The following is a 20,774-nucleotide window of genomic DNA, read 5'->3' as shown; positions in this document are numbered from 1 at the left end:
ATTGTCACCTATCTGCCTGATTTCATTAGTATTACTAACTCGTCATAAATTATACAAATAGAAAATAGGTAGCGAAGAGGCTACAAAATCGCATATATTGATATTCCGTTGCTAAGAAACGAAAAATTATTAACACATTAAAGGACAAGGGGAAAAATATGAAAATCACAAAAAAGAACACAAAGATTATTGCCGCTTTTACCGCACTAACTGCAATTTTAGGACTGTCTCTAAGCGCATGCGGATCTTCTGCAAATGGAGCAACCAAGGACGATAAAGTGATTAAGGTTGCAGCTTCCCCAACTCCTCACAGCGATATTTTGAACAAAGTAGTTAAGCCGATTTTGCAAAAGCAGGGTTATAAGTTGGTTGTTAAAGAATTTACTGACTACGTGCAACCAAATACTGCTGTAGAAGAAGGCGAAGCAGACGCAAACTACCATCAGCATTTGCCATACTTAGATAACTTCAATAAAGAAAGAGGAACGCATATTATTTCTATTGCTGGAATCCACTTTGAACCATTTGGACTTTACCCAGGAAAGACTAAGACAATTAAAGACTTAAAAGATGGCGCAACAGTTGCGGTTCCTAGCGACCCAACCAACGAAGCTCGCGCACTTCTTCTTTTGCAAGACGCAGGCCTTCTTAAGCTAAAGAATCCAAAGGATGTTAACGCAACAAAGAAAGATATTGTTTCCAACCCAAAGAATCTAAAGTTTAAGGAAATAGACGCCGCTTTGGTTCCAACAGTTGTTAAAGACGTTGATTTAGCTGCTCTAAACGGAAACTACGCTATTCAAGCTGGATTTAACCCAACTAAAGATCCTCTTACAAGCGAAAAAGTTGGAGGCGTAGCTGCTAAAACATACGAAAACATTATTGCTGTTAAGAAGGGATCCGAAAAGCTTGCTAAAATCAAGGCTCTTGTAAAAGCGTTAAAAACAGATACGGTTCGTGATTTTATAAAGAAAAACTACAATGGCGCTGTTTTGCCAGTTTTCTAAGATGATTACAGTGTTCTAACCATAAACAAGTATGAGACATGTGCCTCACAAAAGCATAGAGGCACGTGCCTCATGTTTGTTTTTCAAAATCAGTGAGAGATAATATGATTCAAATTGAGCATCTTTATAAAACTTACTCAAGTGGTAAGCAATCGCATGAAGCACTTAACGATATTAATTTAACTATTGAATCAGGCGAAGTGTTTGGTATTTTGGGATCTTCTGGAGCTGGAAAATCATCATTAGTCAGATGCATGAACTTGTTAGAACGTCCAACATCTGGAAGAGTGATAATAGACGGAAAAGATATTACGGACGCAAAAAATAGAGATTTGTCTAAAATAAGATCGAATATTGGAATGATTTTCCAAAACTTTAGTCTTTTCCAACAAAGAACTGTATTACAAAATGTGACTTTCCCTTTGGAAATAAACAACACTCCTAAAGAAAAAAGAGAAGAACGAGCAAAGTATTTACTTGATTTAGTTGGATTAAAAGATTTAGCAAACCGCTACCCTGTTCAGCTTTCTGGCGGACAACAGCAAAGAGTTGCAATAGCGAGAGCACTTGCTAATAATCCTTCTATAATGCTTTGTGACGAAGCAACAAGCGCCTTGGATTCAACAACTACAGCACAAATACTTGACTTGCTTAGAAGAATCAACCGAGATCTTAACGTAACACTGGTTATTATTACTCACTCGTTAGCAGTAGCAAGAAATATTTGCGATAGGGTTGCTATGATTGACGGCGGAAAAATCGTAGAAATCGGTGACACTTCAACACTTTTCAAAAATCCTCAAAGCAATATTTTAAAAACGCTTATTGCAGACGAACATGTTGAAAACCATAGGGGAACTAAATCCAATAATAGTAATTCCGAAAATGGAATAACCACTAATAGCGCAACAAATAATGGGGTGAAATAAAAATGCAAGAAAATATTTCACAATTTATAGACGAATATGGAGAACTACTCATTGAAGGCACAAGAGATACAATATCTATGACTTCAATATCTACACTATTCGCATACGTAATAGGATTACCAATAGGAGTTCTTCTTATAACAAGCGCAAAACAAGGAATACGCCCTAATTCATGTTTGAATGCGGTTTTAGGTTGGATTGTAAATATTGTTCGCTCAATACCGTTTATAATCCTACTCGTTGCAATAATTCCACTCACTAGGCTTATTGTTGGAACGTCTTTGGGCGTTTCTGGTGCTATTGTTCCTCTTGTTCTAACAGCTGCACCATTCGTAGCACGAATTGTTGAACAATCTCTCGCAGAAGTTGATGGAAGTCTTATAGAAGCTGCACAAAGTTTTGGTGCAAGCAATACGCAAATAGTATTCAAAGTATTGCTTTTTGAAAGCTTGCCTTCATTAATTCGTGGAGCGGCATTGACTTTCATTACACTTTTTGGATTCTCTGCAATGGCTGGAACCGTTGGCGCAGGCGGTCTAGGAGATATTGCAATTCGCTACGGATATCAGCGTTACCAATACGATGTTATGAGTGTTGCTGTTATTTTCTGTATTCTTCTTGTGCAAGTAGTACAAACTGTTGGAGATTTAATATCCAATAAAATCAACCATCATGAACGTCGATAATATTCAATAATAAAAGTAACAAATAAAAAAAGTCACAAATAAAATCCTAGTAGCGTAAGATACAGTAAAATCTATTAATCGCTTCTAGGATTTTCTATTTATCAAATGATCAACCATTCAACATGCCTACGATTTATTAAAAAGCTACCAAATAATGTAGAATGTCTGAGTCACAACATTTTGCAGGGGTGCTTTCTTTTTAAAGAAGGCTGAGATAGGTGAAAAACCTGACCCTTCGAACCTGTTAGTTAATACAACGTAGGGAGCAACGATTAAGTATGACCTCAAACTATCCATACGCATCAATGCGTGACCAGTTCAACCTAAACACATGCTTTATTGCAGATCCTAAACTATGCAAAAGTCGCGCACTCACGGATATAGTTGACGACTCTTTACGCGCAGGATCAACATTTATAAGGCTTAATTGTGCGGATGAAAGCGCAAAAGAAATCACATCAATCGCACGAGATATTGCACAAATCATAGAAGATAACGATAAATGTGATTCCGTAACTTTTGTAATAGACGGAAGAGTTGATGTTGTCTGGCAGGCAAGAAATCAAGGAATTAAAGTCGATGGAGTTCATCTTGCGCAAAGCGACATGGAACCTAAAGAAGCACGAGCACTTTTGGGAGAAGACGCAATAATAGGCTTGTCCGTAGAAACAGAAAGTCTTGTTAAGGTTATTAATGAACTTCCTGATGGCTGCATTGATTATATTTGTGTAACGGCAATGCGTAATCCAGAAGATGGTTGCGAAAACATTACTCCAACTTATGAATTAGAACCAAATCACACTATTTTAGATGGAGCAAAGATTAATACTATTTGCTCAGCAAGCGATTTTCCAGTACTTGTTGGAGGAAGAACATCTTTAGAAGATGTTGACATGATTGCTCGCAGTAAGGCTGCAGGATTGTTTGTATCTGAAGCATTGTACGCAAGCGAAACACCAGAATCCACTATGAGTGAATTCGTGGAACGCTTTACGCACATTCGCGGCAATCAAAAGCACGGTTATGCAAAACGCGTTATAGTTCAGGAAAAAGCTGATGAGAAAGCTAGCAATACGCCAAAGTTCATTAATGCTAAAGAAGCAAAAGATGCTGCAAAATTAGCAAAGCAACAGCGCGTTGATATTGCTTCTCGCGGATGTACTCAGAGGGACAAAGCTCATATTCGTAAAACTACTCCAGTTCACTTTGAATATGAATATGGTTCTTACGATTTGGAAGTTCCTTATACAGAAATTAAGCTTTCTGATACTCCAGGCGTTGGCCCTAACCCACCATTTAAGGATTACAACACAGAGGGACCTAAGTGCGATCCTAAGGAAGGCTTGGCTCCTCTTCGTCTTGATTGGATTAGAGATCGTGGCGATGTTGTTGAATATGAAGGTCGTAGTCGAAATCTTCAAGATGACGGCAAGCGAGCTATTAAGCGCGGTAAAGCTTCAAAAGAGTGGCGTGGTCGCACTCATAAGCCAATGAAGGCTGCAGATCATCCTATTACTCAAATGTGGTACGCGCGTCATGGAATTATCACTCCAGAAATGCAGTATGTTGCAACTCGCGAAAATTGCGATGTGGAACTTGTTCGCTCTGAAGTTGCAGCTGGTCGCGCTGTGATTCCTTGCAATATCAACCACCCTGAAGCAGAACCTATGATTATTGGTTCTCGCTTCCTAACTAAGCTCAACGCAAACATGGGTAATTCTGCTGTCACATCCTCTATTGACGAAGAAGTAGAAAAACTTACGTGGGCTACTAAGTGGGGCGCGGATACCGTTATGGATCTTTCTACCGGTAACGATATTCACACAACTCGCGAGTGGATTTTGCGTAACTCCCCTGTTCCGATTGGTACCGTGCCAATGTATCAAGCTTTGGAAAAAGTTGAGGATGATGCTTCTAAGCTCAGCTGGGAGCTTTTCCGGGACACTGTTATTGAACAGTGCGAGCAAGGCGTTGACTACATGACTATTCACGCAGGCGTACTTCTTCGCTACGTGCCTCTTACTGCAAACCGCGTAACTGGTATTGTTTCTCGAGGCGGATCCATTATGGCTGAATGGTGCTTGCAACACCATCAAGAAAGCTTCTTATACACTCACTTCGAAGAATTATGTGAGATTTTCGCCAAATACGATGTTGCATTCTCTTTGGGAGATGGTTTACGACCAGGAAGCTTGGCTGATGCAAACGATGCTGCTCAGCTTTCCGAGCTTATGACGCTTGGTGAACTTACTAAGATTGCTTGGCAACACGATGTTCAGGTTATGATTGAAGGACCAGGACACGTACCATTTGATACGGTACGCATGAATATTGAAATGGAGAAAGCAATTTGCCAGGATGCTCCATTCTATACTCTTGGTCCTTTAACAACCGATACTGCACCAGGATATGATCACATTACTTCCGCTATCGGCGGCGTTGAAATCGCTCGTTATGGTACGGCAATGCTTTGCTACGTCACTCCTAAAGAGCATTTAGGACTTCCTAATAAGGATGACGTTAAACAAGGTGTTATTGCTTATAAAATTGCTTGTCACGCTGCGGATCTTGCTAAGCATCATCCGCATGCCATGGATAGAGATAACGCTATAAGCAAGGCTCGTTTCGAGTTTCGCTGGCTGGATCAGTTTAATTTAAGCTACGATCCAGATACCGCTATTGCTTTCCATGACGAAACGCTTCCAGCAGAGCCAGCAAAAATGGCTCACTTCTGTTCCATGTGTGGACCAAAATTCTGCTCAATGGCTATTTCGCAGAATATTCGCAAGCGTTTCGGTGGCGCAGCTCAACAAGAACAACTTGTTGAAGAAGCCCGCAGTCAGGCTATTGCCGAGGGTATGAAAGAGATGAGTAAAAAGTTCCAGGAATCTGGTTCAACGTTGTATCAAAGCGCTAAAGCGTAGAGTATCTATGTTTTAAAGCTTTGATATTACGAAAATAAGGCGAGTTTGAGTAGGATTAATCTTGCATTAACTCGCCTTATTTTTTATTTGCAACAGTTTTATTTGCAACAGTTTTGAACAGTCTTTAATATATGGGAAAATCGCATTATGACACTTATCAATATGCATACGTCCGAAGGCGATATAAAGATTAATCTTTTTGACGATAAAGCGCCTATTACAGTAAAAAATTTCGTTGACTTGGCAACTGGTTCAAAAGAGTGGATGAATCCTTTTACGGGAGAAAAATCCAGCGAACCATTCTATGACGGCTTAACATTCCATCGTATTATCAAAGACTTTATGATTCAAGGCGGATGCCCTCTCGGAAACGGAATGGGTGGTCCTGGCTACGAATTTGATGATGAGATTGACCCATCTTTAAAGTTTGATAAACCATATCTTCTTGCAATGGCAAATGCTGGAAAACAGCGCGGACGAGACGGACGCTTACATGGCACGAATGGATCTCAGTTCTTTATAACTACCGTACCAACTCCTTGGCTTGATGGCCATCACACTATTTTTGGAGAAGTAGTAGATGATGAATCTAAAGCTGTTGTAGATAAGCTCGAATCTGTTCCAACAGACAGGTCTGATGCCCCACTAGAGCCAGTTGGAATTATATCTATTGAGGTTATTAAGTAATAACATTAACTAAAATAAAGCATAAATAATATAAAATTGCAATAATAAAACTTCCAGCCAAAACATTATTTGACTGGAAGTTTTATTGTTTAGGTTTTATTGTTTAGTCGCGTTCCATTTTTCTAAGTCGCGGTTCCGCACTATCTTTTGCGCCCGTAATTCTATAAACGTCAAAAACGCCATCAATTTTACGAATTGCAGCAAGAAGAGTGTTCAAATGCTGAGGATCTGCCATTTCAAACGTAAATTGACTTGTAGCAACGCGATCATCTCCAGTAGCAATAGTTCCCGAAAGAATGTTTACACCATGATCCGAAAGAACTCGCGTAACATCCGAAAGCAAATGCTGACGATCCAAAGCTTCTACTTGAACTTTAACAAGGAACAAGCCTTTATCGCTAGTCCATTGAACAGGAATAACACGCTCTGACTGTGACTTTTGCAGATCAATCATATTCTGGCAATCCGTTCTATGAACAGAAACACCCTGATTTCTAGTTATAAAACCAACAATGTCATCTCCAGGAACAGGCATGCAACAGCGAGCAAGTTTAACCCACACATCTCCAACGCCCTTTACGGAAACACCAAGAACACCATTAGATTTGCGATTACGCTCAACTCTCCTAAGCGGAAGTGCTTCTTCCTGAGCTTCTTCAGCTACTTCTTCACTACCAGCATCTTTAACAAGACGAGAAATAACGTTTTGAGTGGAAACTTGACCTTCGCCAATTGCAGCGTAAACAGCTTCTACGTTAGCAGTTATATTAAGCTCTTCTGCAACACCTATTAACGCTTGTGGAGTAAGTAAAGTAGATAAAGGCAAGTTACGTTTACGCATAGCTCGCGTAAGCTCGTCTTTACCCTCTTCAATCGCCTCCGAACGGCGTTCCTTGCTAAACCATTGACGAATCTTATTTCTAGCTCTAGGGCTTTTTACAAAGCTGAGCCAATCTCTGGAAGGTCCAGCAGTATCAGACTTCGATGTAAGAACTTCTACAGTGTCTCCGTTGTTGAGCTTTGTATCAAGCGGCACAAGCTTTCCATTTACGCGAGCGCCCATCATTCTGTGACCAACTTCTGTATGCACAGAATAAGCAAAGTCAACTGGAGTTGCATCTTGCGGAAGAGCAACAATACTTCCTTTTGGAGTAAACACGTAGACTTCCGAGGCTCCAAGATCTTGCTTTAAGGAACCCAAGAATTCGTCGGAATCTGGCGTTTCGCTGGTCCAATCTGCAAGCTGCTGAATCCACTTTAAGTTATCTAATTCGCTAAGCTCTTTGTTTTCTTCTTGCTCGCGCTTAACATCACCTTTATCTGGCTTACTTAAAGCGCGACCAGCTTGTCCGTTTGCCTTATACTTCCAGTGAGCAGCGATACCAAATTCAGCACGCCTATGCATGTCCCATGTGCGAATCTGAATCTCCACAGGCTTTCCACCAGGACCTACAACAGTAGTGTGCAAGCTTTGGTACATATTTAGCTTAGGCGTTGCTATATAGTCCTTAAAACGTCCAGGAACAGGGCTCCAGCGCGCATGCACAGCACCAAGAGCCGCATAACAGTCTCGAATAGAATCAACGATTATTCGCACACCTACAAGATCGTAAATATTTTCAAAATCATGACCGCGAACAATCATCTTTTGATAGATTGAAAAATAATCTTTTGGACGCCCCTTAACAGAAGCTTTTACATGTTGCTGGTTTAAATCTTCATTGATTTCTTCTAGAATTTGACGCAAGTAGACTTCTCGCTGGCCAGCTCTTCGAGCAACTAAAACTACTATTTCGTTATAAATTTTTGGATATAAAACTTTAAAGCTTAGCTCTTCAAGCTCTGTTTTAATTGCGTTCATACCGAGTCGATTTGCAAGAGGAGCGTAAACATCTAGAGTTTCACGAGCCTTTTTATGCGAGCTAGATGGCTTAACGTATCTCCATGTACGAGCGTTATGCAAACGATCTGCAAGTTTTACTACCAACACTCGCACATCTCGGCTCATTGCAACAACCATTTTTCTGATTGTTTCTGCCTGAGCGCTTTCTCCATATTCCATTTTTGATATTTTTGTAACACCGTCAACTAATCCTGCAACAGTATCACCAAAATCAGCCCTACACTCTTCTAGCGTGTAATCCGTATCTTCAACAGTATCGTGTAATAATCCTGCAGCAACAACTATAGGACCCATTCCTAGGTCAGCTAAAATCTGAGCAACAGCAAGAGGATGAATAATATATGGTTCGCCTGATTTACGCCTTTGACCAGTATGCTGTTTTACGGCTCTAGCATAAGCTTTGTGCAATATCTCCATATTCTCATCGGGATGATGCCACCTACACATTCGCAATATTGGGCACAATGGGTCTCGCATATCTTCGCTAATTTCACATCCGAGCATGTTAGCTCCCTTAATGTCGTCTTGATTTTCACCCATCGAATATCACCTCCCGATTTATAGTTACTATCCTACATTGTAAAACAAGCTAAATCATACAATAATCTACATGTCTAATATTAAATACAATAAATCCGACTCAGTCTAATAAACTTAGCTCTGGCCGGATTTATGTAATTTATTGCACTCCAGTAGATCCAAATCCTTTTGTAGATCTATCTGATCCTGGAAGCTGATTTGCCTCAATAAAATTAGCTTCAACATAACGCTGAATAACTAGTTGAGCTATACGATCTCCACGATGGAACTGCACAGTATTGTTCGGATCCATATTTATCAACGGAACCTTAATTTCACCGCGATACCCAGCATCAACGGTTCCTGGCGCGTTAAGAACTGTAACACCTTGTTTTACAGCGAGACCAGAACGCGGATGAACTAGAGCAACGTATCCAGCTGGCAAAGCTATAGCAACACCAGTTGGAACCAGAGCACGTTCAAATGGGCGCAAAGTCACATCTTGCGTAGTTCGTAAATCCGCCCCAGCATCTCCAGCATGAGCGTAAGAAATATGTTCCATAGCAGGCTGATTACTATCAGTATTGTCTAAATTATCTAAATACTTGATAAGAACTTCTACCTGTTCTGGACCAGTGTAGGTCTCGTCATAAGACATTAGGCTGCGCACTCCTTGCAAACTGGCTGACCGTCTTGAGACATTTGCGCAAGCTGACTACGATGCTTTACGAGGAAACACTCTGAGCAAATAAATTCATCACCCTGCATTGGTATTACTGTAACAGACGCGTCTTCATTACTTAAATCTGCACCTGGCAACTCGTAATCTTCTGCAATAGCATTCTCATCATCGTCTATATCGTTAGAAGAGCTTTGTGAACCCTTACTCAACGCTTCCAATGACTCCTCGTCTTCGTCTTTACTACGAGGAGAATCATAATCCTGTGCCATTATGGTCCTTTCGTTTTTAAAACTACTTACTAAATCTACTTTTATACTTTTAGCTATCTAATAAAAGCTACCTACGCGCATAGCATACATGAAAGCTACCCCGCATAGAATACTCGCTTTTTTATTCATAGAAAATGGCAAAGAAGGCAGACTATGGACTAAAGTATGTTATAAGTAGCGTTAAAAGCGAGGAAAGTGGTGCACAATGCTTGAAAATCCGCCAAAAGAGGCGAGTTTCGATCATGTGGATAATAATGGCGATTTAATTTTTATTTTTGAAAACACGCCGTTAAAAATTCATGTTGACGACACGCTGGAGCACGCGATTGCCGAATCAAAAAAACTAACAAATGTTGATGGCGATAATCAAAACACAGTTAATTCTATTGGTAAATCTGATGATTCGCCAACTGCTACCACGGCAACACTACCTATATCTCAGATACAAGCACTGATACGTGCTGGCGTCGATCCAGAACATGTTGCAAAGCGATATAACGTAAGCGAATCTCAAGTTAAAAGATTCTCTAGTGGCGTTGAAACAGAAAAACAGTATGCTATTGAGCAATTCTTAACAGTTCCAGCTCCAAAACAAAGCAATATGAGAACTATTTCAGATTTGATCGAACGAACTCTCGCAAAAGCACACATTGGAATGGAAACTGTAAAATGGCGTGCCACAAGACGCGGACTTGAACCATGGCTTATAACAGCAGAGTTCAACACTGCTACTCGAACAATAAAAGCAGAGTGGACTTGGAATATGCACGACAACTCTATTACGTGCGCAAACCCTTCATCTAAATTGTTGCTTGGCGAAGAAGTCATGAACAATGATTCTTCTTCTAAAAAATCACAATTTGGAGGAGCTTATAGAGACACAGTAAGCATAAACTTCCCATTCGCAAATGATGAGCTTCCAGGAAATTCGATTCGTTCTGCAAGAATAGAACGTGCTGTGAGTCAGTGGGAATCAAGGAATAGCGTTAATCTTGCAAATGTTGCTATTCAAACAGAGGCTGCACAAAAAGAACAAAACAGCAACAATACGAATAATTCTTTAGATGGTTATACAGAAAATCCAATTCTAAGCGATTTGGTATCAAACTCTACTCCATCTAACAATCCAGATAATACAGAACAGTCTTCTGCAAACGTAAAAAACATAGAAGCCGCAGAAACTGCTGCAAATATTGCAAACTCTTCTTCTAATTCTGGAATCTATAAGTCTAAAGAAAATTCAGAAAATGAAGATAGTAGCGAAAATGCGAGCGAAAACATTTCACAAGATAATTCTAGTGAAAATGCGGTAGTCGATTCTTCCAATTCTGCTTCTGCAAAAAGCAAATATGCAAATTCTAAATCCAACACTTTTGGATCAGATTCTGAAGATGCGCATGTTCAAGCAGATAAAACAGTTGCTATAAAAACTCCAAAAACTGAACCAAAACAGCATATGAACGAGCATACTAAGGCTAAGAAGAGCACGAGAGCTGCTGTTCCTAGTTGGGATGAGATTCTTTTTGGAGAGGCTTAATTTATCATAAATCAAGCTATATCAACTAAGCATGGAATATCCATTTCCATGTGACTCATAGAGCCATGAACGCTTGGTAAGTTCATGGCTTTTTCTGTTTCTATCCTGGAATCCACTATAGTTACAGATGACTTTGCTTGAACAAGAACATCACCTATGACGCTTAATGCTAACGGGCTGACTTTCCCAAAAACACCATCTTTAACAGCTTGCTCTTTAGTTCTAACACGCGCTTTATCTTGCAAAACGTTAGACCATCTTAACGCAATGTCATCTGGATTTTCGCCATCTTCCGCGTAAAGCATAACAGACCTAGGCTCACCCCCAACAAGCTTAACTCCTTTAGTAAGACGACTATCTTTTGCAATATCTATTTTCAAATCTGGATTTGATTCAATCATTCCATGGTCTGCAGTAATAACAATCAAAGTGCCTTTTTGACAATTCTTTTTTAAAAGACTCAGTTGCGCGTCTATCTGCTCAAAAACTGAAACCCAATTCTCAGATTTCCAACCGTAATTGTGACCAACTTTATCAATATCTCTAAGGTACAAATATGTTAAACCAGGCGTTTTAGTACTATTGGCAGCATTCATAATTCGCGCTCTAGCAGTTGTTCCACTTATGAATTTAGCTCCCCTAAAAGCTGCTTGAGTTAGAGGAGAATCCTCAAATTTTGAAAGACTTACATGATTCGCTCTAACACCTAAATTAGAAAGCGACTCAAATATTGTAGGCTGGCGTTGCAAATCTAATGGATCTGGAGCATCCCTAAATTGGATTAATTGAGATAATGCACCCGTTTTAGGATTTTTTTGCGTGTATCCCGTCATTGCAGTAAGACCAGGGCATGTTCCTGTGCCAAAAGTTGCCATTGCTGCAACCGTAGTACTCGGAATACAAGTCTTTATTGGACGCTTATTTGCGCAATCGTTAAGAAGATAGCGCAAATAAGGAGCATGACCTTTTCTAATAGCAAGATTCCAATAGCCAAGTCCGTCTACAAGCACAACAACAGCACTCTGTGACTTCGGAAATCCAAGACTAATGCGCGCAGTATCAGGATCATTATAAACAGCTGTACTAATCGAAGCATCAATCGAAGAGCTTACTGCTGGAAGAATCGCAGACAAACGAAGATCGGAGTTACACGAATCATCAACAAAATTCAGCAAATCATCCACAGACGGAATCTCAATACTCATAAGCAACATTGTAGTCAAAACACAAACTATACAAAATCATGAATAATGCATAACAGACTATAAGTAAAATAAGCATAGAATAAGCATTTAACAAAGTTTTTGTGCACATAAATTGGTATTATAAAGGCTTGTAAATCACTTCAAGGAGTTCAAAACCATGCCTTCACGCAGCAAATCAGCAAAACAAACCTTCGACCCTAGAAAGGTTAAGGAAAACATTGTTGAAACGCCGCTTAACGAAGAAATGAGCAAATCGTTCCTCGAATACGCATACTCGGTGATTTACGCGCGCGCATTGCCAGACGCTAGAGACGGAATGAAGCCTGTACAGCGCAGAATCGTGTATCAAATGGGAAACATGAACCTTACCCCAGAACACGCATACATGAAGTCTGCTCGCGTTGTAGGCGAAGTTATGGGAAAACTGCATCCGCATGGAGATTCCGCAATTTACGAGGCAATGGTGCGTTTGGCTCAGCCATTTTCTCTTAGACTCCCCCTGGTTGACGGTCATGGAAACTTTGGTTCCTTAGATGATGGTCCTGCAGCATCTAGGTACACGGAAGCGCGACTAGCTCAAGCAGCACTTGGAATGAATGCAGATATAAACGAAGATACTGTTGACTTTGCTCCAAACTATGACAATAAGCTAAAAGAACCAACTGTTCTGCCTGCAGCTATACCAAACTTGCTTGTAAACGGAGCTTCTGGAATCGCAGTTGGAATGGCCACAAATATGGCTACTCACAATCTTGGCGAAGTCGTAGCTGCAGCGAAATACGTTATGAAGCATACAAATGCTACCCTAGACGATTTAATGCAAATAGTTCCAGGTCCAGACTGGCCAAGCGGAGGCATAATTATTGGGCGAAGTGGAATCCGCGAAGCGTACGAAACTGGAAGAGGCGCTTTTACAACTAGATCGAAAACGCATATTGAAAACGTTACAGCGCGCAAAAAGGCGATTATTGTTACCGAATTACCATTTATGGTTGGCCCGGAGCGAGTGCTCGAACGCATATCTCAAGGCATAAAAGCGCGCAAACTAGACGGAATATCTGGAGCAATCGACTTAACAGATAGGCACAATGGAACGCGAATCGTAATAGAAATAAAAACAGGATTTGATCCAAACGCTGTTCTTGCGCAACTTTTTAAGCACACTCCGCTGCAAGAAAGCTTTACGATTAATAACGTTGCACTAGTTGATGGAAGACCTCACACAATGGGGCTTCGCGAGCTTCTAGACGTGTGGATTGCGCACAGAAGAACCGTTATTAGAAGGCGCAGCGAATTTAGACTAAGCAAAGCCAAAGAGAGATTGCACCTTGTAGAAGGCTTGCTTCTTGCAATGCTGGACATTGACGAAGTAATACAAGTAATTAGGTCTTCCGAAGACGCAGAAACCGCTAAATCAAAGCTTATTAGCGTATTTGATTTAGACGAGATTCAAGCGCAATACATTCTTGACTTAAGACTTAGAAGACTTACAAAAATGAGTCGAATCGAGCTAGAAAGCGAAAAAAACGACTTATTGCAAAAAATAGATGAACTTAACGAGATTCTAAGCTCCGCAAGCCAGCTAGACAAAGTTGTGATTTCAGAAATGGATTACGCTGTAAAACAGTGGGATACTCCGCGCAGAACAATTCTTTTAGACGAACAAGAAGACGGCAGCTTTACGCCTGTTTGTACTAAAAACAGTAAAGAAGTTAATCCTGATTCAGCTATGGACGCAGTTATTGCAGCAAATCAATTGACAAATGCCCAGGCAGATGTTGCAGCAGCCGCAAGCGCCGCTCGTAAGTCTGGAGACACTGACGCAACCTCAGCAGCTTTGCAATTAAGCGACGAACCGTGTGCCGTAGCTTTAAGCACATCTGGTCTTATAGCAAGAACTAGTGTTGAAACATTTAATAGATGGCAAGCACATTCTTCAAATATCTTTGACACTCCATGCTTAAACGTGTTTACTACTACTACGCGAGCAACATACGCTTTAATAACATCCGCAGGGCGATTAGTAATAGCGCATGTTGCAGACTTGCCACTTTTAAATCAAGGAGATGAAAACGTTTCGGAATCTCTTTCCAATGGTGTTAAAGCAAGTGAATTATTAACTTCTACTCAAAGCACAGACCCAATTAGAGGAGAGAAAGTCGTAGCTGCTATTGCATTAAGCGATTCTGATTCTAAAACTCCTATATCTTCTAAAACTCCTCTTGCAATAGGAACAAAGAATGGCGTCGTAAAACGATGGAATTTTGAATCGCCAACAACAATGGATTCTTGGAGCATTATTGACTTAAAAGACAATGATTCAGTTATTAATGCAGCGCTTGCTAATGATGAAGATAGGCTTGTGTTTATAAGCAGCGATTCTTCTCTTCTTACATTCGACGCAAAACAAGTTAGACCTCAGGGGCGAAACTCTGCTGGAATGGCAGGAATTAGGCTTAATGAAGGATGCACTGTTTCTGCTTTTGCTGTAGTTGCTAAAAATGATGTTGAATGGAATTACGAAGAGGGCGAAAATGGTCTATTTTCTGCTTCTGGAAGCGTAGTGTTCACTCTTGCTGGAGATAGCGATGCGCTTGCTGGAACAGAAAACGGAGCTGCAAAGATTACGCCGCTAGAAATGTATCCTACAAAGGGGCGCGGCACAGGAGGCGTGCGATCGCAGCGATTCCTTAAAGGGCAAAACACAATTTTGGCAGCATACGTTGGCAATTATCCGCTTTACGCAACTACACAACGTGGAGCAAACGTAGAGCTGCCTAAGCCAGATATGCGAAGAGATGCTTCTGGAACCGAGCTGGTTTCCCCTATTGCGCATATTGGGTAGATACGTTGTGTAGTTAAGTTGTGTAGTTACGCCATTCATGCAATTATTTCTATAGATGCTATAAGTTGCGATTTTCGTAACTAGTTTTTGCGAGCATGCTTGGAAGCGTTATTGAGCGCTTTTCTAGCTCCTGCAAGTCCGAAGCAATTGCATATGCATAAACGACATTATAGATAGCAAAATAATCAAATATGCTGGAAGCAAAGACATAGACACGTTTTGACCAATAAATCCAAAAATTGCAGGCATCAACATTGATCCAATATACGCGCTAGCCATTTGCATGCCAACAATCGCTTGCGATTTATCAGCTCCAAAATAATGCGGTGTAGAGTGAATAACACATGGATAAATAGGCGCACACCCTAAACCAATAATCACAAATCCTGCAACTAATGCTATATGATTTGGCAATGGCAATAACAACACAAGAATACCTAGAATCATCACTAGTTGTCCAAGACGAATCATGTTTTCGTCATTAAAACGCATTGTTAAAAATCCGCTTATAAATCGTCCTGCTGTAATACCAACATAAAATAAACTTGCCCATCCCGCTGCAACAACACGGCTAACGGACCCATACAAAACCATGTAACTACTAGCCCATAATCCTGCAGTCTGTTCAATAGCACAGTAGCAGAAGAACATTATAAGAATATTTTTAGCTCCAGGAATGCGCAAAACTTCCGCAAAAGATAGCGTTTTAGAATATTCTTTAGATATCTGAATAGATTTCTGTAATTTATGAGCTGTACGATTATTCCACAATGGCAAACTTATAAACAATATTACAGTTAATATCACTTGAACAATCGCAATATACTGATATCCTGCGGACCATCCCAATCCGTGAGAAAGCGCAAAACCCATAACGTAAGGTCCAGCTGAAGCTCCAATACCCCACATGCAGTGAAGCCAGCTCATATGACGGCTTTCGTAGTGCACAGCAACATAGTTATTAAGAGCAGCGTCTACCCCTCCAGCACCTAGCCCGTACGGGATTGCTAACAAAATAAGCACAATATAATTCGGAGCAAAAGAAAAACCCAACAATGCCAATGCAGTTAAAGCAACAGACACAAACGTAACTTTGCCTGCACCAAAACGCTTAGTCATCCTGTCACTCAGTAGAGCAGAAACAATAGTTCCTGCAGAAATAACCATTGATATTCCGCCAGCCCAAGAAATTTGCGCGCCAATATCGTGACTCATAGTCGGCCAAGCAGATCCCAAAAGAGCATCAGGCAAACCCAAACTGATAAATGCTAGATAAATAATTGCAAGAAGAAGATTAATCATATTCACATATTAATTCATTAAACGAGTTATAAGTTTTTGTATTAGGATCATATTTCATTTGCTCAGCTTCTTCAAGTGCAGCAAGCGTATCAGAATTGGGAATATTATATTTCTTGCAAAGAGCACAATCTGTTGTAGAGAGATCAAAAATAGCATCTAAATCAGTCATGCAACACTCCTACTGCAAATATGTGTTACTAGGAAAGACAAAAATTAGCAACAATAAAAATGATACAATATTCAACAGCATAAGCAATACTGTAAGTGACCAAATGAGTTCAACGTCTTATTTAAACTAAATAAAAGTTTCAAATTTACATTTTATTGAAGATAATCTTAAAGGATAAAAACAAGCCAAACACATTAATAAGGCTAATAAATTTTATTCTAGAATGCTTAGAAATTATTTATGCATCAATAGATGCATTTTTCTTGATAAATGCACCTATTTTTTGTATCATAAAACAAATCGTAAATTATAATAATAAACTTTAGAAATGAACTTAAATAAATGAATAAAGATAAGACATTTTGTGAAGAATGCAGGAATGACGTTGAGTACTCAACAAAATCCGTTCCAATGACTGCATCTATCAAAGGAAAACAATATTCCTACACTGGCACAGAAGCACACTGCAAAGAATGCGGCTCTGCTGTATATGTACCCGAAATTATTGACGCGAATCTTCGAGCATTGTATGACGAGTATCGTAAAGAAAACAATATTATTCCGCTTGACAAAATCAACGAAATACCTGCTAAATACTCAATAGGCAAGCGTCCACTTTCACTGCTTCTCGGTTGGGGTGAACAAACGTTTTCTAGATTTGCAGACGGAGACATTCCTTCAAAACAATATTCTGATATTTTGCTACGCATTTATAATGATCCGGAATATTACTTGCAATTATTAATCAGCAATAAGGATAATCTGAAATCTGCAATTAGTTACGAAAAAAGTTATAAAGCAACACAAAAACTAATACGCGAATTACAAAATAACTTTGCAAACAATAACTTTGATGGCAATAAGTCGAGTGACAAAATAAACAATGTAATACAATACTTGCTTATAAAGTGTGAGGATATAACTACCCTAGCCTTGCAAAAATCCTTATACTACATTCAAGGTTTTTATTTCGCTTTTTATAAATCATTCATATTTACCGATGATTGTCAAGCATGGATTCATGGACCTGTATATAAAGACGTCTATTTGCGTTATAAAGACTACACTTTTACTCCAATAGATTCACCAACAACAGAAATATCAGGGATTAAATCATTAGAAAAATTACCGAATAACAAATACACTCAAAAAAGTGATATCACACAACTCACAGCAGAACTAACAACTACACTATCAGCTACAGAAAAAGCAGTATGCGATAGCGTTATCGATAATCTTTGCTGCTACAGCGGTAAAGAACTTGAACGATTCACACATCATGAGGAGCCTTGGATACTTACTCGCGGCAATCTAAAAACTAATGATTCATCAAATAAAATAATCAGCAAAAAGATAATTGGCGAATACTTCACAAAAATAAAAGAAAAATACAATATGATAAATCCAGATGATATTCGCCAGTATGCGAAAGATATGTTTGCCAGTAAATAAAACACAACAGAAACAAAACACAATAAAATCAAATTCCCCCTGCAAACAACCATACAAGTTACACAACAGGGGGAATTCTTGAATCACAATATCAACACAACATAACTAGATTCTTACATAAAATCAACCTACTACATGCATATTTAATGCTTGCCGCGAGACTTGAACATAGACAAACCAAAGCCAGCAAATAAAGACACAAATAAAGCACTTATAGACATAACCAGTGAAACACCAGTATCAGGCAAATGCTTAGCAGGAGCCTTAGCATTATAAGCTTCACCAGCATCAACAGACTTAAGACGCTGCTCAACAGAATGCTCCACTGGCTTATCCGAAGAATGAACAGGATTCAACACAGGCTGCTCAACAACAGAATACTCTGGATTCTCAGGAACAATCTCAGGAAGAGGAATCCACGAATCATCAGGCACATAAGGAACGTCAGGAACGTCAGGAACTGGTATTGGCTCAGGTTCAGGAGTCACATCTGGCTCAGGCTCAGGAGTTGGCTTAGGATTGGGCGTAGGCTCCGATTCTGGCCCTGGAACAGGCTTCGGCTCAGGAGTCGGCGTTGGTGTTGGTGCAGGAGTTGGTGTTGGTGCAGGAGTTGGAGATGGCGTAGGAACAGGAGGAGTTGGCTTCTTCTTCAATACAAAAGTAATAAATTGTAGAGCAGTAGTCTTTCCAGTTTGAAGTCCGATATTAATATCTGCACTAGTTTTGGAATCCTGTTTATTTGAATCTACAACCCACTCGTACCCTTCAGGCGCTTTAACATTTGGCTTTACTGTATATTTTCCAGGTAACAAATACACAGCACCGTTAGATAAGTAGCCAGTAAAACTTTTAAGAAAAGTAGTACTAGACGATTTCATCATAGTAACTAAAGCTTCTTTGTTGCTTGTAGTAACATCACCACTCGTAGCAGCAAATTCATTGCCAATTTTCGCATTACCAGAATCTAAAAGCTCGTACTTTGCATTTGATTCAAATGTTCCATCAGACTTCTTATATTTAACGACCAACTGAGTAGGAATTGCTCTAAAAGTAACATAATAGTGTTTACGTGTAAGACGCTTAACAGGCTTGCCATCCTTCATTTCATAAGCAAAGGAAAGATAGTGATTACCAGGATCTTCCTTAGTATCATTATCGTTCGCAAACTCATGATTCTTGTTCTGAGGCTTATCAATGTCATTATCCCAATACACGTATCCTGGAATATTCTTACCAGTAAGATCAGTAAGTGTAGGACGCTTCGCATATTTTATACCTGGATCTTTATCAAAAGACAAAATAGATGTCTTACCGTCACCACTATCTGTTCGATAGAAGGCTGCTTTATCAGTTATTACAGCAGAAGTACCAGAAATATCCGTCAATCCCGCAATTTCGTAAAATGGAACTGACGATATTAGAGTACCCTTCTTTTTGTCTTCATCAGTTAAAGATGGATGAGTGTCAGAATTTCCTCGTTGCTTTAACTTACCGTCTTTATCTACCCCATTTGGATTCTTAGCTCTATATTGCAAATCATCCACAAAATGGAACTGCGCATCTGCTGCAGAAAAATAACGATTATAACTTGTATTGCACCCAGCATTATGACAATAAACATACACAAATTTAAATTTTTCAAAATTAAACTTATACTTGTACGTGAGTTTTAAATATAAGTAATTTTTGAAAGAATATTCAGAGCGAATATCAATAGACTTTTTACAATTCTTTGCAACAGTATAACCATTTAATTCAAAATCAACTGGTTCAGCAGAAGCTGTAATTGTTTGTTTAGAACCAGCATAAATACTACCATCTTTTGAGATAGATCCATTTACAGACACACCCTGAGATGAAGTAATCTGTGATTCATTTTTACCAGAAACATAATCATTTTTATATACTTTGTAAACAATATATTCTCCATCAACATTCTTTAAGAATCTATTTTTAACAAGCTCACTTTTGGGATTAGGATTATCTGAAGTGGCAGCAGGCTTAAAATAAATTTTTTCTACAGAAGTTTCTTTATTCTTAAACGCTTTTTCAATCTCGTCATTTGAAATTACATCTGGGAATGGATTTGTGATTTTTTTAGTATTATTCACATAAGTATACTTAATTTGGTCATCATCTTCACCAGTCTTTTTGTAATTAGCAGCAGTATCAAAAACAGGCGTTCCCTCATGAACGCTTCTATCTTCACCAATAGATTGAGAAACATTTTGCGTCTTTGCATTGCCATCAAGTGAATTGTTCTTAAGAATACTGCCAGTAGACGCAGTAAGTACAGTGTTATGAATATTTTCACTAGTAGTTTCAGAATACTTACTATTTTGCGCAAGTTTTGTAGGTTTTGAAGTTTTCGATGACTTCTCAAGTTCTGTAGATTCTGTAGATTTTACAGAAGCGCTATCTAGATACCCCCCCCCATCGGCGGAATTAAAACTTACAGCACCTAAATTCTGTGTAACATTGGCAGAAGCAACAGTAGAAGATTCAGAAGCATTCGCAGTCTGTGATACACAAAAAGCACAAGCAGCCGTAGCAATACTCATCATAGTTGTAGTCAATATAAGACCAGTTCTCTTATTCATTTACCCTCTTAAAAAATAGATAACGAGATAATGTAAAAACGTATACACATTGTACGCT

General features: G+C 39.4%; 15 protein-coding genes and 1 riboswitch. Of the genes, 8 read left to right on the top strand and 7 right to left on the bottom strand.

What is annotated here, in order from left to right:
- The first annotated feature begins 158 nt into the window (after nucleotides 1-158).
- The 5 genes from HXT24_RS03920 (at nucleotide 159) to HXT24_RS03900 (ending at nucleotide 6,233) form a co-directional block, all read left to right on the top strand.
- Nucleotides 159-1,007 carry a MetQ/NlpA family ABC transporter substrate-binding protein gene (locus tag HXT24_RS03920; RefSeq protein ID WP_004125099.1) on the top strand — a complete coding sequence of 283 codons (849 nt, stop codon included), beginning with the start codon at nucleotides 159-161 and terminating at the stop codon, nucleotides 1,005-1,007.
- 104 nt (nucleotides 1,008-1,111) lie between these two features.
- Nucleotides 1,112-1,936 (top strand): methionine ABC transporter ATP-binding protein, encoded by an 825-nt coding sequence (locus HXT24_RS03915; RefSeq protein WP_004125098.1) that lies wholly within the window; start codon nucleotides 1,112-1,114, stop codon nucleotides 1,934-1,936.
- A gap of 2 nt (nucleotides 1,937-1,938) precedes the next feature.
- Nucleotides 1,939-2,622: a methionine ABC transporter permease gene (locus HXT24_RS03910; RefSeq protein WP_419397764.1), complete on the top strand. Its 684-nt coding sequence runs from the start codon at nucleotides 1,939-1,941 to the stop codon at nucleotides 2,620-2,622.
- Between the two features lie 174 nt (nucleotides 2,623-2,796).
- Nucleotides 2,797-2,904, top strand: a riboswitch (TPP riboswitch).
- Nucleotides 2,901-5,546 carry a phosphomethylpyrimidine synthase ThiC gene (thiC, locus tag HXT24_RS03905; RefSeq protein ID WP_410310554.1) on the top strand — a complete coding sequence of 882 codons (2,646 nt, stop codon included), beginning with the start codon at nucleotides 2,901-2,903 and terminating at the stop codon, nucleotides 5,544-5,546. It overlaps the preceding riboswitch by 4 nt.
- A gap of 147 nt (nucleotides 5,547-5,693) precedes the next feature.
- A complete protein-coding gene (locus tag HXT24_RS03900) occupies nucleotides 5,694-6,233 on the top strand; it encodes a peptidylprolyl isomerase (protein ID WP_020760232.1) in 540 nt (179 codons plus the stop codon).
- Nucleotides 6,234-6,336: 103 nt separating this feature from the next.
- On the opposite strand, the gene HXT24_RS03895 is transcribed toward HXT24_RS03900, so the two are convergent.
- The 3 genes from HXT24_RS03895 to HXT24_RS03885 all read right to left on the bottom strand — a co-directional run bounded on the left by HXT24_RS03895 (nucleotide 6,337) and on the right by HXT24_RS03885 (nucleotide 9,606).
- Entirely contained in the window at nucleotides 6,337-8,676 is a 2,340-nt protein-coding gene (locus HXT24_RS03895) for a RelA/SpoT family protein (protein WP_116438015.1), read from the bottom strand.
- 139 nt (nucleotides 8,677-8,815) lie between these two features.
- Nucleotides 8,816-9,313 (bottom strand): dUTP diphosphatase, encoded by a 498-nt coding sequence (gene dut, locus HXT24_RS03890; protein WP_020761335.1) that lies wholly within the window; start codon nucleotides 9,311-9,313, stop codon nucleotides 8,816-8,818.
- Entirely contained in the window at nucleotides 9,313-9,606 is a 294-nt protein-coding gene (locus tag HXT24_RS03885) for a DUF4193 domain-containing protein (RefSeq protein ID WP_020761336.1), read from the bottom strand. Before HXT24_RS03885 ends, dut begins: the two co-directional genes overlap by 1 nt.
- 205 nt (nucleotides 9,607-9,811) lie before the next feature.
- Between HXT24_RS03885 and sepH the strand changes: the two genes are divergently transcribed.
- Entirely contained in the window at nucleotides 9,812-11,143 is a 1,332-nt protein-coding gene (sepH, locus tag HXT24_RS03880) for a septation protein SepH (RefSeq protein WP_422119204.1), read from the top strand.
- Between the two features lie 11 nt (nucleotides 11,144-11,154).
- Here sepH and HXT24_RS03875 read toward each other — a convergent pair whose 3' ends face one another.
- Nucleotides 11,155-12,348 carry an alkaline phosphatase family protein gene (locus HXT24_RS03875; protein WP_422119203.1) on the bottom strand — a complete coding sequence of 398 codons (1,194 nt, stop codon included), beginning with the start codon at nucleotides 12,346-12,348 and terminating at the stop codon, nucleotides 11,155-11,157.
- A gap of 157 nt (nucleotides 12,349-12,505) precedes the next feature.
- Here HXT24_RS03875 and HXT24_RS03870 point away from each other — a divergent pair, with 157 nt between their 5' ends.
- Nucleotides 12,506-15,193: a DNA gyrase/topoisomerase IV subunit A gene (locus tag HXT24_RS03870; protein WP_422119202.1), complete on the top strand. Its 2,688-nt coding sequence runs from the start codon at nucleotides 12,506-12,508 to the stop codon at nucleotides 15,191-15,193.
- A 123-nt stretch (nucleotides 15,194-15,316) separates the two neighbouring features.
- Here HXT24_RS03870 and HXT24_RS03865 read toward each other — a convergent pair whose 3' ends face one another.
- Nucleotides 15,317-16,495, bottom strand: coding sequence for an MFS transporter (locus HXT24_RS03865; protein WP_422119201.1), 1,179 nt, complete (start codon nucleotides 16,493-16,495; stop codon nucleotides 15,317-15,319).
- Nucleotides 16,488-16,664 (bottom strand): hypothetical protein, encoded by a 177-nt coding sequence (locus HXT24_RS03860; protein ID WP_004112568.1) that lies wholly within the window; start codon nucleotides 16,662-16,664, stop codon nucleotides 16,488-16,490. The genes HXT24_RS03865 and HXT24_RS03860 overlap by 8 nt, the downstream gene beginning before the upstream one ends.
- Nucleotides 16,665-17,006: 342 nt before the next feature.
- Between HXT24_RS03860 and HXT24_RS03855 the strand changes: the two genes are divergently transcribed.
- Nucleotides 17,007-18,116, top strand: a complete 1,110-nt coding sequence (locus HXT24_RS03855) for a type II TA system antitoxin MqsA family protein (protein WP_422119200.1) — start codon at nucleotides 17,007-17,009, stop codon at nucleotides 18,114-18,116.
- Between the two features lie 143 nt (nucleotides 18,117-18,259).
- Here HXT24_RS03855 and HXT24_RS03850 read toward each other — a convergent pair whose 3' ends face one another.
- Nucleotides 18,260-20,716: a cell surface protein gene (locus tag HXT24_RS03850; RefSeq protein ID WP_415681345.1), complete on the bottom strand. Its 2,457-nt coding sequence runs from the start codon at nucleotides 20,714-20,716 to the stop codon at nucleotides 18,260-18,262.
- Nucleotides 20,717-20,774 lie beyond the last annotated feature (58 nt).

The organism is Gardnerella sp. DNF00354, assembly GCF_049262755.1.
In the GTDB taxonomy this organism is placed as follows: domain Bacteria; phylum Actinomycetota; class Actinomycetes; order Actinomycetales; family Bifidobacteriaceae; genus Bifidobacterium; species Bifidobacterium vaginale.
Note: the sequence above shows the minus strand (reverse complement) of the source record. Positions and strands in the feature narration are given on the sequence as shown.

Coding starts and splice junctions, on each gene's coding strand:
- HXT24_RS03850 (WP_415681345.1), bottom strand. CDS start 20,716: ATGAATAAGAGAACTGGTCTTATATTGACTACAACTATGATGAGTATT.
- HXT24_RS03910 (WP_419397764.1), top strand. CDS start 1,939: ATGCAAGAAAATATTTCACAATTTATAGACGAATATGGAGAACTACTC.
- dut (WP_020761335.1), bottom strand. CDS start 9,313: ATGTCTTATGACGAGACCTACACTGGTCCAGAACAGGTAGAAGTTCTT.
- HXT24_RS03855 (WP_422119200.1), top strand. CDS start 17,007: ATGAATAAAGATAAGACATTTTGTGAAGAATGCAGGAATGACGTTGAG.
- HXT24_RS03920 (WP_004125099.1), top strand. CDS start 159: ATGAAAATCACAAAAAAGAACACAAAGATTATTGCCGCTTTTACCGCA.
- HXT24_RS03875 (WP_422119203.1), bottom strand. CDS start 12,348: ATGAGTATTGAGATTCCGTCTGTGGATGATTTGCTGAATTTTGTTGAT.
- HXT24_RS03895 (WP_116438015.1), bottom strand. CDS start 8,676: ATGGGTGAAAATCAAGACGACATTAAGGGAGCTAACATGCTCGGATGT.
- sepH (WP_422119204.1), top strand. CDS start 9,812: ATGCTTGAAAATCCGCCAAAAGAGGCGAGTTTCGATCATGTGGATAAT.
- thiC (WP_410310554.1), top strand. CDS start 2,901: ATGACCTCAAACTATCCATACGCATCAATGCGTGACCAGTTCAACCTA.
- HXT24_RS03870 (WP_422119202.1), top strand. CDS start 12,506: ATGCCTTCACGCAGCAAATCAGCAAAACAAACCTTCGACCCTAGAAAG.
- HXT24_RS03885 (WP_020761336.1), bottom strand. CDS start 9,606: ATGGCACAGGATTATGATTCTCCTCGTAGTAAAGACGAAGACGAGGAG.
- HXT24_RS03865 (WP_422119201.1), bottom strand. CDS start 16,495: ATGATTAATCTTCTTCTTGCAATTATTTATCTAGCATTTATCAGTTTG.
- HXT24_RS03860 (WP_004112568.1), bottom strand. CDS start 16,664: ATGACTGATTTAGATGCTATTTTTGATCTCTCTACAACAGATTGTGCT.
- HXT24_RS03915 (WP_004125098.1), top strand. CDS start 1,112: ATGATTCAAATTGAGCATCTTTATAAAACTTACTCAAGTGGTAAGCAA.
- HXT24_RS03900 (WP_020760232.1), top strand. CDS start 5,694: ATGACACTTATCAATATGCATACGTCCGAAGGCGATATAAAGATTAAT.